The organism is Brevibacillus sp. NPDC003359 (assembly GCF_042878995.1).
GTDB lineage: Bacteria > Bacillota > Bacilli > Brevibacillales > Brevibacillaceae > Brevibacillus.
This window is the reverse complement of the sequence record NZ_JBIAOR010000030.1, coordinates 1-15,797: the sequence shown is the minus strand read 5'-3', so window position 1 is coordinate 15,797 and position 15,797 is coordinate 1. Positions and strand designations below refer to the sequence as shown.

Annotated in this window: 20 protein-coding genes; all 20 read right to left on the bottom strand. The window is 44.6% G+C overall.

Annotated elements, in window-relative coordinates:
* Nucleotides 1–146: 146 nt before the first annotated feature.
* Entirely contained in the window at nucleotides 147–350 is a 204-nt protein-coding gene (locus ACFYU8_RS30870; RefSeq protein WP_390307042.1) for a hypothetical protein, read from the bottom strand.
* 29 nt (nucleotides 351–379) lie between these two features.
* Nucleotides 380–526, bottom strand: a complete 147-nt coding sequence (locus tag ACFYU8_RS30865) for a hypothetical protein (RefSeq protein WP_167402495.1) — start codon at nucleotides 524–526, stop codon at nucleotides 380–382.
* A 13-nt stretch (nucleotides 527–539) separates the two neighbouring features.
* The gene (locus ACFYU8_RS30860; RefSeq protein WP_390307044.1) at nucleotides 540–1,379 is read right to left on the bottom strand and encodes a hypothetical protein; all 840 of its coding nucleotides are present in this window, start codon (nucleotides 1,377–1,379) and stop codon (nucleotides 540–542) included.
* The gene (locus ACFYU8_RS30855) at nucleotides 1,379–2,278 is read right to left on the bottom strand and encodes a hypothetical protein (RefSeq protein WP_390307046.1); all 900 of its coding nucleotides are present in this window, start codon (nucleotides 2,276–2,278) and stop codon (nucleotides 1,379–1,381) included. The genes ACFYU8_RS30860 and ACFYU8_RS30855 overlap by 1 nt, the downstream gene beginning before the upstream one ends.
* Entirely contained in the window at nucleotides 2,275–3,627 is a 1,353-nt protein-coding gene (locus ACFYU8_RS30850; protein WP_390307048.1) for an ATPase, T2SS/T4P/T4SS family, read from the bottom strand. The genes ACFYU8_RS30855 and ACFYU8_RS30850 overlap by 4 nt, the downstream gene beginning before the upstream one ends.
* Nucleotides 3,627–4,745 (bottom strand): hypothetical protein, encoded by a 1,119-nt coding sequence (locus ACFYU8_RS30845; protein ID WP_390307051.1) that lies wholly within the window; start codon nucleotides 4,743–4,745, stop codon nucleotides 3,627–3,629. The genes ACFYU8_RS30850 and ACFYU8_RS30845 overlap by 1 nt, the downstream gene beginning before the upstream one ends.
* Nucleotides 4,742–5,530, bottom strand: a complete 789-nt coding sequence (locus ACFYU8_RS30840) for an SAF domain-containing protein (protein WP_390307053.1) — start codon at nucleotides 5,528–5,530, stop codon at nucleotides 4,742–4,744. Before ACFYU8_RS30840 ends, ACFYU8_RS30845 begins: the two co-directional genes overlap by 4 nt.
* Nucleotides 5,527–6,405, bottom strand: coding sequence for a CpaE/TadZ family protein (locus ACFYU8_RS30835; RefSeq protein WP_390307056.1), 879 nt, complete (start codon nucleotides 6,403–6,405; stop codon nucleotides 5,527–5,529). Before ACFYU8_RS30835 ends, ACFYU8_RS30840 begins: the two co-directional genes overlap by 4 nt.
* 2 nt (nucleotides 6,406–6,407) lie before the next feature.
* Nucleotides 6,408–7,172, bottom strand: coding sequence for a hypothetical protein (locus ACFYU8_RS30830; RefSeq protein WP_390307058.1), 765 nt, complete (start codon nucleotides 7,170–7,172; stop codon nucleotides 6,408–6,410).
* A gap of 148 nt (nucleotides 7,173–7,320) precedes the next feature.
* Nucleotides 7,321–7,599, bottom strand: a complete 279-nt coding sequence (locus ACFYU8_RS30825; RefSeq protein WP_390307060.1) for a hypothetical protein — start codon at nucleotides 7,597–7,599, stop codon at nucleotides 7,321–7,323.
* A 108-nt stretch (nucleotides 7,600–7,707) separates the two neighbouring features.
* Nucleotides 7,708–8,325, bottom strand: a complete 618-nt coding sequence (locus tag ACFYU8_RS30820) for a DUF4046 domain-containing protein (protein ID WP_390307062.1) — start codon at nucleotides 8,323–8,325, stop codon at nucleotides 7,708–7,710.
* A 97-nt stretch (nucleotides 8,326–8,422) separates the two neighbouring features.
* Nucleotides 8,423–8,932 (bottom strand): hypothetical protein, encoded by a 510-nt coding sequence (locus ACFYU8_RS30815; RefSeq protein WP_390307064.1) that lies wholly within the window; start codon nucleotides 8,930–8,932, stop codon nucleotides 8,423–8,425.
* The gene (locus ACFYU8_RS30810) at nucleotides 8,929–9,360 is read right to left on the bottom strand and encodes a TadE/TadG family type IV pilus assembly protein (protein WP_390307066.1); all 432 of its coding nucleotides are present in this window, start codon (nucleotides 9,358–9,360) and stop codon (nucleotides 8,929–8,931) included. Before ACFYU8_RS30810 ends, ACFYU8_RS30815 begins: the two co-directional genes overlap by 4 nt.
* Nucleotides 9,357–9,854 (bottom strand): prepilin peptidase, encoded by a 498-nt coding sequence (locus ACFYU8_RS30805; RefSeq protein ID WP_390307068.1) that lies wholly within the window; start codon nucleotides 9,852–9,854, stop codon nucleotides 9,357–9,359. The genes ACFYU8_RS30810 and ACFYU8_RS30805 overlap by 4 nt, the downstream gene beginning before the upstream one ends.
* Nucleotides 9,851–10,027 carry a hypothetical protein gene (locus ACFYU8_RS30800; protein WP_017246982.1) on the bottom strand — a complete coding sequence of 59 codons (177 nt, stop codon included), beginning with the start codon at nucleotides 10,025–10,027 and terminating at the stop codon, nucleotides 9,851–9,853. Before ACFYU8_RS30800 ends, ACFYU8_RS30805 begins: the two co-directional genes overlap by 4 nt.
* A 96-nt stretch (nucleotides 10,028–10,123) precedes the next feature.
* The gene (locus ACFYU8_RS30795; protein WP_390307070.1) at nucleotides 10,124–11,038 is read right to left on the bottom strand and encodes a type II secretion system F family protein; all 915 of its coding nucleotides are present in this window, start codon (nucleotides 11,036–11,038) and stop codon (nucleotides 10,124–10,126) included.
* A gap of 11 nt (nucleotides 11,039–11,049) precedes the next feature.
* A complete protein-coding gene (locus ACFYU8_RS30790) occupies nucleotides 11,050–11,946 on the bottom strand; it encodes a type II secretion system F family protein (RefSeq protein WP_390307072.1) in 897 nt (298 codons plus the stop codon).
* Nucleotides 11,947–11,966: 20 nt separating this feature from the next.
* A complete protein-coding gene (locus ACFYU8_RS30785; RefSeq protein ID WP_390307074.1) occupies nucleotides 11,967–13,454 on the bottom strand; it encodes a TadA family conjugal transfer-associated ATPase in 1,488 nt (495 codons plus the stop codon).
* A gap of 11 nt (nucleotides 13,455–13,465) precedes the next feature.
* Nucleotides 13,466–14,872, bottom strand: coding sequence for a CpaE/TadZ family protein (locus tag ACFYU8_RS30780; protein WP_390307077.1), 1,407 nt, complete (start codon nucleotides 14,870–14,872; stop codon nucleotides 13,466–13,468).
* Nucleotides 14,869–15,597, bottom strand: a complete 729-nt coding sequence (gene cpaB, locus ACFYU8_RS30775) for a Flp pilus assembly protein CpaB (RefSeq protein WP_390307079.1) — start codon at nucleotides 15,595–15,597, stop codon at nucleotides 14,869–14,871. Before cpaB ends, ACFYU8_RS30780 begins: the two co-directional genes overlap by 4 nt.
* Between the last annotated feature and the right edge of the window lie 200 nt (nucleotides 15,598–15,797).

Below are 15,797 nucleotides of genomic sequence, written 5' to 3'. Positions count from 1 at the left end.
TCTTTAATGGAAGATGACTGTCGCTGCTCGATACACCCTTTCTTGTTGTGTTTGTTTAAGCTGCTCCTCTGGCTGGAGATTCCAAAGCACCGCGCACAAGCTCCCTACCATAATAGAAATAATCAGAAGAACGTGGATGTGCAGCATTAGTTTGACGACGTATAGGATGTGCCGTTTTGCATCCTGAAGTTGATGTTTTCATTTCGAGTATCGTAGTTCAGCGATGTGATGGATTGGTTAATGCTCCCAGCAGAATCATTTGCCGCAGGGCTTAACTCATTGCCATAGCTGCTGACACCGATCCCTAATACCATGACGCATGCTAAAAATATAAAAAACATTTTCGACATCTCGAATTTCCCCTTTTCTCAAACGTGATTTAAGGTATAGCTTTGTCGATCCACCCAACTGCTCGATCTCTCAGCCCGTCCTCTTTTACTACCGATGTGTTTATTTCGGACAGGCTGGAAACGATTATTCCTAAAGAGAAAACGATGCACATGATGATAGATAATAGCTTGGTCATGAGTTTCTCCTCCTCAGGTCAAATATTTATCCAGAATTTCTGTAAGCAGCCTATACCAAGGAAACATGGCCACTAATAACCCCATGTAAAATGCCGGGTAGACAATGACCGTGTAGCCGATCCCCAAAGACTTTATCTTTTTTCGATGACGGAACATTCGGCGATGATCGACAGCCCACTCCATTCGTTGCATAGTTGCAATTACTTGTCCTTCGCTCAGCGTCTCGATTGTACGCATACTTGATACGAGAATAATTCCATCGTCGACGCCAATTTTGCGTTTAAAGCTCTCAAGTGCTTCATTAGAGTCTCTGTTCCACTCAGATAAAGTAGGGATATACTCCTTTAGCTTTCTAGTAGGTCTTGCTGCCTTGACCATGGCATTGTAAATGGGCACCTGATTTTCTAGAAGGGTCACATAGCGATTGATAAATCTGGCGATATCTGTGCTCAGCATATCTTCCCTGTGATTTGCCCACATCTTCAAGCCCATGTACGGAAGCATATAACTCCCTGTAGATGTCAGGCACATCGACAGAAGTGGAAATGATTCCATTCGACTTACGATGACCCACATAAGAATCAGGAAGCAAACGGTACTTCCAGTCAACAATTGCAGAAACACCCACTCCGGTTTTCCCCATCCAAAAGGCCTTCCTGCTCGTGAAAGTAACTGCTCCCATTTGTCGTCTTCGTCTGGCTTGAGTGCCTGCTCCCACTTTTCCCACCACATTCCGGAAACAAACAGCTTGGGCCTTTGCTTGTGAAACAAATACTTCCCGATCAGAAACGTTGCACTAAAAACAAATAGAGCGCCTAGTCCAAGGTAGGTATACATGATTAGCATTGGCATTAGCGATATCTCCTTCCCCAAATAAACGCCAATAGGATCGAAAATGTCCACACAGTCGCAGCAATCGATAATATTGCTTGTCCATCTGGCGTGTAGAAATAGAGACGGTAGGAATCTTGAAGCAACCCTTGATTGTAGGGGATCAAGCAAATGCAAATCGCTATGACGATAAGCAGGCTGATCCAAATGGAGTATATTTCACTATCACGCTCATGCTTTTCATCTTGTTGTACAAACATCTCATTCGTTAACCGATTTAGAGGTGATTGTATATCTTCTGTTTCTCCTTCCAAGCCACTGGAAATATACGTTGCAAAATCAAAAGCCCACGGATGGTCCAGTCTCTGCGCAAACTGTTCCACGGCAGCAACCGAGTGCCCCCCATCGGAAAGGCTATTGTTTAGCAGAAGAAGGTCAGGCAATAACTCTTTGGGACATTCCTCTATCATTTCGCGAAAGGTAAGGACGATGTTTTTGCGACTGTTATAATAACGGGCAAACAACTCTACGAAACGACAGAATGAGCTGATTTTTTTATTCATTTGTACTGTATAGCGTGCGTATAGAACCAGTGTTGGCAGCAAGATGAATAAGAGAAAAAGAGACAATGATACAATCATATTTCCTAGTAAAATGCCCGAGATGAATCCCGCTATCCCGCCAGTCATGGATAGTACTAAGTACCCTTCTGGTGTACCTCCCACGATTTGACACCATCGCTCAAAGCGTTCATACATCAAGCGTCGGGTAGAATGCCTTAAAAATTTCTCTCTCCATACCTCAACCGTACGCGGGAAGAATACACGTGGACTTCTCCATCCCTTGTACAGGTGTATGCCGAGAAACAGAAATCCTGCGAAAAGACATAGAAACACCGGGAAAAGAAATGTGTAAATCATAGCTGCCTGCCTATATCGGTAAGACGTAGCTCTCTCAACACTTCAATGTCTGCTTTACCGACGTAACACATGTATTCAACTAAATGTGGGCTCAGATGCTTCCCCGTCCATTCATAAGCTCCCGTCTGCATGTTGCGACCTACGAGGGGAATAGAGTCGACTCGATTAAAAGATGAATTCCATTCTGTCGTATGAATGGCATCAATAAAACGGTGACCGTTGTTGCGGTACGTAAGCGAATTGACAAAATTGACTGCCCTGCTAATCCGCTCCTGGGTCAACTCGACACTCCGCCCCCCATATTGATAAACAAGATCAGTCAAATCATGTAAAGCTCTATGAGCAAATCGCTCGTGCATCGCTCCGATTGTAGCATCCGTCCCTCTGATTCCGGCATTGATAAAATGGTACGCTTCTATAGGCTCACGAATTTCTCCAATCAATATCGTATTTGCTGTTGATCGGTACATATCTTTGAAGCAATACCCTAGTTCAATGCCGATTTCCTCCACGTTTTGGAGTTCAATCACTTCACCTGTCCAAATATCACCAAATCGCATCTCGTGTTCACTCTCAAAGATCGTGATATATTCTGTCTGAGGGTCCTTCAGCTTCAACATGCACATCATCAGCGTTGTTTTCCCTGCAGCCATCGGTCCAATAACCAGCACATTGCTGCGTCCGTACACTTGCTGTTCCAATAGCCATTGAATTTTTTCATCGAAGGCTGGCTGTTGTTGTGTACGGAGTTGATCGAGCGAAAAAGCGGGCGTTGTAAATCGTCTAACCAGAATGGTCGGCACTCTGGAATAGGGGAAAGTAAACATGGTCAGTCTCGCTTTTAGTGAATGTAAGTATCCGCTCAATCTAGGTTTTTTCTCGTTAAAAGAAAGACCCGCTGTATTGGTCAGCTTTTGTTGAAGAGTTTCAACCTCTTTCCAGCTTGGTGTGTAAGAGAGAAATTTTTTGACCCCTTGCTCCAGGTACGCAATGTTGCGGTTTGCAGAAATCCGCACTTCCTCTACCCACGGAGACAAATGGAGGACGGCATCGAGTATGCCCCACCCGTATGTAGAAAAGGTGAGTCCTTCGTAACCGTTGACATACGGCAAAATTTGTTCGGTTACTGGTCGTTGGAGGACTTCCTCAAAATAATGCTGTAAGCGAAGAATAATATGATTGTGACTATCACGATCTCCCTGTTCTGCCAAAGCGAGAATTCGTTGCATCTCTAGCTTCTCTTCTCGCGTTTTGCCAAAATGATTTAAATAATCTCTTGCTGCTTGTTTAATGTCCTCGATGGTTTGGATATCCGATCTAACCCGATGTTCTGTTTCTATCCCTCTCATCAGCAAAACACCGCACTTTTATCCATATATTGTGCCTTAGCAATTTCCTTCAAACTGTTGATGTACGATTTGGGAGGAAAAAGCTCTTCTATTAATACACTGCAGCTCTGATGAGATTGCATGAGCCTGCTCTCCGAAATGCGTGGTACCACACCATAGACAGAAACATCCTCCCCTATTCGAAAGGGTTGCCCAGGATCTAAATGACTGAGCAGAACCTCGCATTTCACTCCTTTTTCTCTCCATTTATGAAGCCACTCTCTGGCACTTTCGATACTAAAGGGATCAGCTCTCACGAATAATAGATTGCGGTCAACGGTATGGAGCAATCTCTGTAGAGTCTCAGACTCAGGAAAGCAGTAACCCCAATCGACGTAAACATAGTCAAATTGCATGCGAAACACACTAATTAGATTACTTAATTCTGAGCTTTTCCATTTGCTAGCTGCATGTGCGTAATACAGATTGGGCAAGTGCGCGCTCTGTTTGCAGACATTGCTCCAATTACGCTTGGCAGTTGTTTGTATATCGAAAAAGTCAGGACGAAATAAAGATAACTGATGTTGTTGGAGTTTGAAGAAACGTGTTAGATCTGGCTTAGCGTCATTCATATCAAGTACGACAATTCGCTTTTCTGGATGCTGCCTCGCTAGTATGACAGGATAATTAATGCAAAAGGTAGTAATGCCAGATGCTCCGTAACTCATTAAAGCGTAAACGAGCCCCTTTTCTTTTGACGATCCGATATCTGAGCACTCTTGCACGAGGCCTAGAATCAGACTGATTTGATGACGTATTTCTTCTTGTGATAAATGGGCTGATAACAGGTATACATGCTCTAGCCCGGACTCCTCCGCTACCTGCTCAATCATCTTCTCATCCCGATACAGAGGAACGATAATTAACGGTGAGTTTGTCGGGAGTTGTGCTTTCAGGGCCGGAAGCCATTCCCATACGGGAGAGTTGAACATTTCGGAAAAGATCACGGCAGCTTCTGGCATATAAAGCTGCACAAGCCGTGAAAACTCCTCCGCCGACTCTGCTACCAGCACATCACTGTACACAGGCATATACGTCTTGGCGAGTGACTTCATCGGATAACAAACTAATATTTTCATGATGCTTGCTCCTTTGAACCCATGATATGACCTACCTGAAGCATCCCATATGACATTGCCTCGCTTACTATCACATACTGCTCGTCTGTCAAATTAAAGCCGATAAAAGCAGGTAGTGCTGTTGGCTGAAACCGATAGTCGCGATATCGTTTTTCGCCATTCTGCAACGGCTTCTCTCGTGATCCATGAAAGATGGAATCCATCTGATCAGGCGATGGCAACAAGCTCGGCTTTAATGTATATATCTCGATACCATTACTGTCTCTCACGCTTACAAGCTGACTTTCAAATAACAAATCTGCCGTATCATTTGTTTTTCGAAAATGCAATGGTGCAGGATAGTCCTGTAGCTCCGAGAGATTCTTGTATTTGACCCAAATTTTCACATGATCGCCTTTGCGTAATTCCGTTAAAGGATGAATGGATAGTAGGGGAAACTCGTAGCGCGCCTTCCCTTTTTCCGGTAAAAGCTGCGAATCTGTCAGCTTTTCCATTAATAATTGCTCGCCTTCGTATATAGTCTGTGTGCTCCTTTTCCCCAGAACGGTATCCAAATCACGCGCTGAACCAGGAAGGATTTCATCCACCTCCTCCTGTACCAGTACCACATCATCATGTGTAATTGGCTCGAAGGCTGATATTTCTTTCCCTGCTGCTACCTTTACAACTGGTGCAAACAGCTTTTCTGCAGCCATCGCATCAATATATTGAGTCGCTGCATAAAAGGACGACCCTGCTAGCAGAAACGAAATCAAGCAAATGACAAGTAATGTTTGCTTCTTCATAACATCCTTCCTTTATAAGCATGAATCAATGACTGAAACTCACTCTCTTCCTCCGGGAAAAGCTCCAATAGTAGATTGGCTTTGGCGCTTGCCATTGCTGTTCTCTCTCCATCCATCAACGGAATCAAGTTCGTTACCTGTGTAGCTCCTGGCTGCTGATCCCATAGGGAGAGTGTTCCTTCTACTTTTTTCAGGATACTTGACCGAGACAATTGGCTATTCCACTTGTTTGCTATCATTTTTATTTTTCTTCTTTCTGTCTTCCACCAAGCAGGGGCTGGATCTACCAGGAACAAACGGGTAAGCCTAGCCAAATCTGCATCAAATACTACCCATATTTCGTCGGCATGCTCAAAAATTTGTTTGGAGTGGATATCACTCCAGTTGGAAGAAACATCAATGACAACTATGGGACTATCCTTACATATCCGTAGTAACCAGTTGGCTGTATCTGTTTGAGAAGATTCGTGCTGAAGTTGTGCTGGGGATTCTATCTGGATGCGAAGATGGTTATTCTGCATGAGGAGCGATGATGTAGGAGAATCTCTTACTTGTTGTCGAACTCTACGTTCAAAATCAAGTGCAAAATAATAATAGGAAGTCACTTTTGGTAACTCACAAAGGGTGACAGGGACGCCTTTTCCTGACCAAGCATACGCTAGGTTACTTGCAAGAAAACTAGCTCCAGCCTGTGCGTACAAACTCATAACGGCAATACATTTACGCTGATACGACTCCTGTTGTTCAACTATTTGTGGCGAAGCAAGCTTTTCTTTAAGTACTCTCCATTGCCGCTCTTCCTCAATAGACTGTGAAAACTCCTCCTGCTCTAAATCACGGAACCTGGAGACAAAGCGGCTCATTTGGTGAAACATGATTATCCCACCTGGGAATCATTTGATTTATTTTTACTTGCAATGTATTTCTCAAATTTCTCAACCATCTCTCGAACAGTGAGGGACTTGCGATGGTAATAGTATATTTTGCGCAGCCGCTCCCGTTCCTGAGCTGTCATTTCTGGTCTCACTTTCATGGCTAGCTCGATTAACAGAGCGAGCTCGACGTTGTTAGGTCTTCCTCTTCTCGGTGGATTGGCAAATAGCTCCTGCTGCTTCTTATTAAATGCGTTTGGGTACTCTACCAACCACATATCTACCAACGTTTCAATATCTTCGTGTGTGCGTACTCCCAGCTTCATCAAGTATTTAAAATATGTAGGGATTGGACGCTCACGTATCTGCCCATTTTGCCATCGAGCGAGGAATCCATTTGGCATAGTAAGGAGCTTGGTTACGTCTCGGATGAGTGCTATCCGATTTGGCGATTGGTATTGAACGACTGCTTCCTTTACTAGCGTAAACAAAATGTCATGATAATTGACGCCTTTATACCCGCTTCCATACTCTGTGATGTACCATTCCTCAACTGCTCGATCAAAATCTCTCCGGCAATTCGATAACTGAAGCTGATTCAGATGCTCATAAAACTCTTCCAGATCATACTGAACCATAAACTCTTCCTGGTAATCTCCAAAAACAAAAGCAATAAAGGATTCCTTAAACACTTCCAATGACAACAATGTCAGCTTGTTTGTCTCCTCGTAGCAGCGGTTGACTAATTCGATTGCACTCTTTGCCAACACGTCAAAATACCCCCATTTTCCTTTTTATAGAACGATAGACATTCTGCAACAGTATTCGCGACTCGTCGATTCTTATTTAGCCTGATAAACCAGGCATTCCGCTTAATGGGTCGCCTCACACGCACCCGTGCAAGGCGATTAAGAGAACCTACTCAGTTACAAAGTAAAGTTCTTCTCCGGTCGCGAAAAGAAGAGCAATCCTTCCCCCGCGCTCCATGACGGTTGGAGCATTCTCCATTACAACGAGCCCGTCATTGAGTACTACTCTGTCTCCAAATCGATGTACGGATTCGATCTGGAACGCTCCCTGCGGAACTCTTTCCACTGAAAGATATCTGCCGGGTTTGTGCTTCTGGTAGCGTACTTTTCGCCCTAGAAGCTGCTCCACGGATGCAGAGCTTTTCTGGTGAGCCTCTACTGTTGCCATACGCAACGCCTCCTTCTCTCACCTGTAGAGTACGGCCGTTTCATCTGCTTATAAGCCTATGAAACTATCTCTACCGTAAAAAAAGACAGCAGGGTTGTGCAAATATTTTTATAAATCTTCCCAATAAGAGGGATCACTAAGTTCGGGATACATTTCAGTAACCATATCAAACGGTGAAAAGTAGAGCGTGTCGACGAGAATTTTGAGTTTATATGTTTTCAGGAGCGTATATGCTCTCTCTGTTTTGCTGAAGATACTTGGCAGTTGCCGCAAATCTGCCAGCTTTAGTAGATGCTTGCACATATAGTCGACGCATATTTTTGCCCGTTCCTCACCCTTTATGCTCTGAAAATAAGCTGGGGGAAAATGACGTCTTATGCCTGAAAGCACTTCTTGGTAAACCCATAGCACTCGTTGTTCTTCTGAAAGTCGAGGTAAATACGGATAAGCAAATTCAACGAAATAATACACATCCTCAGCCTTTGCCTCGATAGGCGGCTCAATAAATTCTCTCACCAAATGCAGCTTCAGTTCTTTGATATCTTGCAAGCTCAATTCACGTCGCGCCTGCTCTGGAGTCCATCTTTTTACATTCTCAATCGCATATCTAACAACTAATTGGACTTTTTGCTTACGGTACTGTACATCTTCGAACTCATACGGAGAAAAACGCTTTTGCTCTCCGTTAAGAATTCGTTTGTACCGATCGAGTATTTTTGAGGGCACTGTTATCTCACTCCTATCCCCATTTTTGGAATATACTACTAAATTACCACGCGGGATTAGGACAAAAATAACAGTACCTTTGTTCAAAATTGTGACTTTATTCATAGACTCCAGACTGGGAGACTCTGTTCATTTTTACGAAAAGCTCATCCCAAAATACAGGTATATACTTTTCAACCTTTACTTCTAAATGATAGATTCCTTGCAAGTACAAATAAGGACGTTCACCTTTTTGGTGAATGACAGAGACCTCATCACTTGTCCCTTCCAGATTCGGTCTGTTTAATCTCCAAAGAATCCCCGCTTCTTCACGCGCCCCGCGAATGATATCTGCATCACGCCGATCAGCTTCTTCCGTTGTCGCAAACAATCTGATTTGCTTATCACCGTTTGAATCCACATACTCCCATTTTCCAGCCGCACGTGCTCCTTTGGTAATCAGATCTGCTGTATGTTGCATCTTCATTTTTAGATAATCTGTCTGCTCCAAAAATAACAGGATAGAGAGCAGGCTGCCCAAGCAGAAGAGAAAGAAGAGCACAGTCATCATTGTTGCCCCGCGCTCTTCCTTCACTCGAATCAAAAAATGGTGCAACAGATCCTTCATTGCTTCTCCTCCGCATTTTCAACCATCATGTGATAGCTTTCGGATATCTCGTATAATTCCCCCGTAGAGAGAAGCCGAAATGAAACTGTTGCTTCAGCTTTTACATGACTACCTTTTCTCCAACCGTTCCCATCAAGCTCCAGCTGCACATCTTTGTGAAGGACTCCGATACCTTGTGCTAACTCCGATATGCCTCGCTCTTTCGCATGAAATTTGGCCAAACCGAAATTGGGCTGCACTGCAGCAATTCTCCCTGCCTCATACGCAGCCGCCAATGCCTTTTGCTTGTTGTACATCATGCTGAATTGGTCAAAGGAGAATACGATCAAGATCCAAACTAAAGGAAACACCAAAATAAACTCAATCATTTGGCTGCCTCGCTCCTCTTTCACCCTCGCACGTATCACTCGCCCCATTCGTTTAATCATCCGCTTGCTCCGATGGCATCTCGTACGGATTGGAACACAAAAGCACCCAACAAATATACCGCGTAGGGGAATGAAAAGGCTGTTCTTTCCCTGCCTGGAAGCCATACTTGTCGATGAGCCGTCCATCCGGCTGCTATGATTTGAAAATTGCTGCGTAAGCGAGCCCAATTTTGCGGATAAAACACCATAACAATCAGGCACAAAACAATGGAATGCAAAAACAAAGAATACACCACACTCCAGCTCGTCCATGCACCAACAGCCATCAGTAGCTTTTGATCCCCCATCCCCATCCCTTTTAAGATGACGGGACCAACTGTCAACAAAAAGGCTCCTGCCACACCTAACAATGCTCCACCTAATAATTCACCTTCCCACTGACACCATAAGCCGACAGCTATAGCCGGAAAAACAAGAGCATTCGGTATTTTCCTTTGTCTCCAATCCATCCATGCTGCCGCTCCTAACACGACAAGCAGGGCTACGTTTGTCATTTGCTTATCTTTTCTTGCAGTTCCTTCAGCTTCTCGTCTTCGGCAGTACCTAGTTGTGTCAGTGTCGGAATAAGCACAATCAAGATGACGGCGATGATAATGACCATTTCCACGATCGTAACACCGTCCTCCTCATACCAGAAACGCTTGACGTAATCTGCGATGGCTCCCATCCCATTCACTCCTCATTGAGATTTTGGTTCTATTTTCACTCTGCCAAAAGACAGTGCCTCTCGCAAAAATATTTACATGCACTTGTTTTTGATTTTCTACAAGCTTTCTCCGATGCCGATGAATGCAGGACCCATCACCAAGAACAACAACGGCAGGCCCATTAACAAAATGACAAAAGGCAATAACCTGATATTTAACCGATTCATATGGGTAGCGGCCTCGTCTTCTTGTTGTCTCACTTGCTCCTCTACTTGGACAGACAACATTTGTGATATGCTAACTCCTTTTTTCATCGCCTCGTTCATCTCCAACGCGATGGTAGTCAACGAATCTACCTCCCACCGAAAGGCCAGCTCTTCAAGCGCCTTTCTCCAGTTCCCATGCCTTTTTTCTCCCATTTCTAAGCTCGCAAGCTCTCTGCCAAGTCTCGCATCAAAACGTCTCGCTGTTTGCTTAATAGCCTGCTGCAATGGCATGCCTGCTTCCACCAACGATTGCACAATGCTGAAAAAAATAGGGACCTGTTCTCGAATTTCAGCTTTTGCTCTCTTGTCCGCCCAATCTAGCAGCATGTTCGGCAACAAGTACAAAAATAAGCTAGAGGCTAAGGGAAGCCCATTCACCATACCGATTTGTTCACCGTTAACCATGCTCACTAACAATGAAGATAGAGATGAAATAATGAAACACATACTGATGAGCCGGTACAAAACAATCTCTGTCAGGCTTATATCGATCCCAAGACGCGCCAATGTGTCCTCTATTTTTTTCTTATCGACACCGGTCCATTTGTAGAAGTGTTGTAGCAGTACCTGGTTTTTCTCCAAGCTTCGAACCAGTGTCCACTTTTTTCTCCCTGGGTGAAACGATTGCTCAAGCTTGGCTTGTTTCTCGGAATCAATCCTACCCAAAAGTGTGGCGGAGAATGGTTCTCCCTTACTCACACAAGACGGTAGCCCATACAGAAATATAGCAACACTCACCACTATGCTAATAACAAGAACGAACATTGCACCCTCTCCTATGCTCCCCTGCTTATGCTTTTATGCGCAACATAACGGATTGCTTCTCCCCCAATCAAAATAGAAGCCAAGCTTCCCAAAATAAGCAACCTTCCCCCCAATGTGGCCGTTAGTGGTTCAAAATGATTCGGATTGTTCACGTACAACGCAGTGACAAAAACAAACGGCATGACACTTAGTAAATTCACTTGTGCCACGATCTGAGCCATAGCTGCTTTTTGTCTACGGAGCGACTGTCGGCGGCGCAATATTGAGGAGGCAGCCAAATCGAGCGTTTTGGCCATATCTCCCCCCATTTCACGTTGAATGTGGACAATCGTCGCTAAATATTTCACATCCGCTGATCCTGTACGTTCAAAGAATTGATTCATTACGTGCTCCAACGGGACTTGTGCCCGCAATAACTCTACAACACGCCTGTATTCCTCTAATACGATTTCAGATAAAAATGGACTGGCTGCTACCTGTTCAAACGCATGCAAATACGATGGTGAAGTACGTAAAGAACTGGCCATGAGACGAATTGCTTTTACATTGCCTGCTTCGAAATCTTCCTTGCGACGAGCCCCCCATACACTCACCAACCGTTCGGTAAACATAATCCCTGCGAGTAAAGCAGGCAATGCCATCCACCAAGACTGCAAGATCTGACTACTCACACCAAAGGACGCGATCCCCAATAAAAAAGAGAGGGTCACATACTGGTCTACCCCCCACCCTGAGCGTGATTTTGCCAATCTCTCTTCAAACTGCTGCCAAATTGTTTTTCTGTCCTGTTGCAGCACTTCTACGATTTCGTGCTTCCCCGTCGGCTCTCGCAAATACAAGCTGTTGGGCATGATCAGTAACGTGATGGCCATCCCCATCCCTATCGCAACAGGTAAGCTAATGTCCATGCTTTCCCCTCCTATAGCGGTTATAGCGGTATTGGTGTGGTGAAAAAGACTTGCTCAATCTCCTCTCGCGACAGTCCTTTCTCTAGCCATCGCTTAATAAGTCGCTCTGGGCGATAGCCTGTCCATTTGAAGTGACCCTTTACTTTCCCATTCTCCACCCCTGTTGCTTCGTACACGTAAATATCCTGCAAATACACCCGATCAGGGAGAACCTGTTTAATGTTGCAAGCTCGTTTTATCCATTCTTCATGCGATTGCCCCGTCCCCACTACCTCCGTTATCGCGACCACCTTGCGACTGCCATCTTCTTCAAAACGTTTTACTTGAACAATCAGATCCAGTGCTGAACCGATCATTAAATTGCGCTCCTCAGCACTATACCCTTCATCTGCTTTTCCGAATAAAATGGGCAATGTTGAATCAACCAAGGCTCGCGGTGAGTTTGCATGCGCTGTACTCCAGCTACCAGGGTGGTCCGTATTCATCGCCCATAGCATATCTACGATTTCTCCACCTCGCGTCTCACCGACCATAATGACATCCGGCCTCTTTCTCAAGGACAAACGAACACAATCCTTGATCGAAAACCCACCTTTCCCCTCGTAGTTTGCAGGTTTCGCTAAAAATCTGCGCACAAAAGGATGCTGAAGCTTCATCTCCAAAACGTCCTCGATCGTAATCATACTTAAATGATCAGGAACATACTGGGAGATAAGATTGAGCATGTGTGTCTTGCCTGAGCCTGTTCCTCCACTGACAATGCCAGATGCACGAGATAAACGGACTGCTCTGTTTAAAAAGAGAAGCATCGGTTCGCAAATGGAACCATACCGCAAGTAGTCGGAATCGCTGAGTAGCTCACGATGTTTTCTGATCGTGAGCATATGACCATCGGGAGAAATAGAGCGATGCGTAGCGGCAACCCGGGAACCGTCTGGAAGTTGTGTATGCAACTCTGCTTTTGTTTCATTAAACTCACGCCCCATTGTCGCTGCAATTTGTTCCAATAAGCGCAGCAGCTCTTCCTCATCTCGAAAAACAGCAATGTCCGGCGATTCAAGACGACCAGTGCTTTTTCTTTCAATGACGAGATAGTTATAGCGATGAAAAAGAATCTCCGTGATGTCGTTATCCTCTAATAAAGCGTCTAATGGCCCCCAACCCGTCAAAGAATGCAGCAGTCGTTTTACTTCTGCTTCCATTTGTATGGATGTCAATGTGGTTTGCGACTCCAGTAGCATTCGAATATCTGTCGTCAGCTCATCTAAGAAGAGAGAGGAATGCTTTTCTTCCCATAATCGTTTTCCGTATTTCTCAACAATCTGGGTACGAATTGATGCTTCTCGATCTGCCCCGACCCATTTCTCATTCGTCCGTTCGTGATCTGGAGCTTGCATTTTTTCATGAAGCGTCGAAGGAACTCCCGCCATTCCCCTCCCCGCTGATCGAAATTCTTGCGCTGTGCGGACTTGATTAGAAATACCTAGTAACTGTTTTTTATCGAACATGACACCCTCCCTCATCCCCATAACCACTTAAAGAGAGATGTTTTCTCTTTTTGTTTCTCTTTTAAAGTAGCCTTCACTTGCTCCCCGTCTACGGGAAACAGTGCTTTTCCTAGTGTCTCAATGGCTTCCTTGGCCGGAATTCTCCCTAACTGGAGCATAACCGGCGTTCCTGTGTTAATCGATTTTTTTACTTCCACATCGTCAGGTATCGAAAATATTTTTTTGCTAGGGTGAAGTTGGAAGTAGGCGCGAATTTCATCTAAGGTAAACATTTCTTTCCGCTGCAAACGATTCATGCAAATTTGAATGCGTTCTTCAGGGTACTCTGCTTCTCTCAACAGTTTTAGCAATCGTTGAATATTTTCAATGGAGTCTACCACCGGATTTCCCACCATCACAACATGTTCTGCAAAAAACAGAGCTTGAATCGTTGCATCTGTTGTATCAGGTGCCGTATCGATCAGAATGACGTCGTAGTTGCTTTGTTTTAACGTTTCGAGAATCAGATATAAATGATAGTCACGGATTTCAAAGCTTTGCCGAATATCACGGGGGGAGGTAAGTACATGCAATCCCGTATCAGGATGAGAAACAATATATTTCTCGATTTGTTGCGGAGATAACGGCAAGGCTTGCGCGTATTCCTGCCATTCCTCGCTGCTCATGGCATAGGGGTCTTTTCCTTGACTCTGAATAAACGAATGCAATTGATCATCAAGATCTTTTACCCACGTAAAAAGATTAGGGGTACGAGGAAGATTCAAGGTAGTCGCAAAAGTACCGAGATCAAGATTGAAGTCAACAGCAATTACCCGCAATGGAAGACCTTCGTTTTTTTGCATGGAAAAGAAAATAGCTAGCTCACGAGAAATAAATGTTTTTCCTACGCCACCTTTTGGACCGTAAACAGTAATAAGCTGCTTCGGACGAGTCATTTCAGGAACTGGTCTATCTGTGATCGGTTCGGAGAATGAGGGCGGCGGCTGGCTCGGGTAACTCCTGGCTTGTTCCTGGATTACAAACTGGTGTTGTTGTGGCACGGCTTCTGCTATCATACCTTGAGGTTGTATCATCATGGCTAACGCTTCGATTTGCCCTGGTTCGATGGGCTTGGCAATAACCCATAAGCCTAAGTTCCGGAAAAACGGCTCCCACATCAGTTCATTACTTGAGCAAGCAGCAATAAATGAAAGATGAGGAAAGGCCAACCGAAATTGCTGACACAGCACACCTCTTTCCGTTCCTTTTATACCACCCAACAACACCAAATGTGGTTGGTTTGCCTGTAACTTTGCCCATGCCTCTTCCACCCCGAGTGCTTCCCCGCATACTTCTACCCATTTGCTGTTGATAAGTTGAGCCGTTAACAAGCGAACCGAATCTCGATCATCATCTACTATGAGCAAACGCCTTTTCACTCATGCTCCTCCTTTTGAATACCCCAGCGTGTTTTCGTCTTCATTAACTCTGCAGCGAATTTTGCGTCACCTATTCCCGGATTTCCCCCATCCCTCACCGCTGCCAAGCCTAATCTGATTTTTCCATAATGAAGTGCATGTGTTAGCAGAACAGCCTCATCACGTGTCAGGGAGAGAGTAACAGCCACCAGATTGGGATGATCACCTTCCATTTCGCGTTGAACGCCAATGATCGGCATGTTTTGCAATAGGAGTCCAGAATGTGCTCCTGTCTCATCTTCAAAGGAAGCATAGACATGCACCCTTTCTCCGCTTGATATATGCGGTGAAACTCCTGCTACATTGTCTACGGGAATGCTCATACCAGTCATTTTTTCTGATATCACTCCGCTGCCTTGCGCCTTGCTTTTTTGCTCCAAATCACTTTGCAATAACGGTCGGCCCCCCTTCACTTGACGGGTAAATGCTAAACCGACAAAGCTCTGTCCTTCTTCCCATGGAATTAAACCTGGAACTGGGGCAATGGGTTGTTGAAAGATCCCTCCCAGTCTCAGTGTTAATGGCTCCATATCCCTCGCTTCAAGTAATTGACCACTTTCTTTTTCCACCGTTGATCGCAATTGTATATAGGTCACTTGATGTGGCTTCAAAATGATGTAGGTCGCTACACCTATACATGTAGCGAAAAGCAAAATAGCCAATAGTCGTAGCGGATGTATAGACATTCTCCCCCTCCTCTCCATTGTTTCTAGCGTAGGGGAGAATAGAGGGACAAAAAAAGAAAACAAAAAAACCGTGCATTCGTTCAGCACGGTCACACTTATTACACAACAAAAAAAGCTGCATTCTCCATTACTTTTACAAGTAATCGGGAATACAGCTTTTCGCCTCATTCCTTCAAAACTGAATACGCATGATTGCTAAG